The sequence below is a fragment of the Pseudomonas sp. SIMBA_068 genome (assembly GCF_046534705.1).
Lineage (GTDB): Bacteria > Pseudomonadota > Gammaproteobacteria > Pseudomonadales > Pseudomonadaceae > Aquipseudomonas > Aquipseudomonas putida.
Genome location: NZ_JAWRYI010000623.1, coordinates 1 through 268, shown reverse-complemented (window position 1 = coordinate 268; position 268 = coordinate 1). Strand labels below are relative to the sequence as shown.

1 pseudogene is annotated in these 268 nt (G+C 63.8%); it reads right to left on the bottom strand.

What is annotated here, in order from left to right:
* Nucleotides 1-268, bottom strand: a pseudogene (locus SB756_RS30700) (transcriptional regulator); the annotation flags it as partial.

Sequence of the window (268 nt, the reverse complement as noted above, 5' to 3'; positions counted from 1 at the left end):
CACCAACGGCGGCATCGACCCGGGCAGTTCGGTGCCGGCCGGTGTCGGTAAACCCGCCAATAACGTGGCCAACCCAGGATTACCCAGTGCTTCGCGGGTTGCCCGTTGCCAGGCCAGGCTGCGGATTTCTTCGGCGTTGATCAGGTGATCGCCCAGGCCACCTGTCTGCAGCAGCGTGGTGAGCAGGTTGATGCCATCGGCTGCATTCGGCGGGATGCCCACCAGTTCAAACAACACGCCGGTACTCGCGTTCGCCGCCAACACTTCC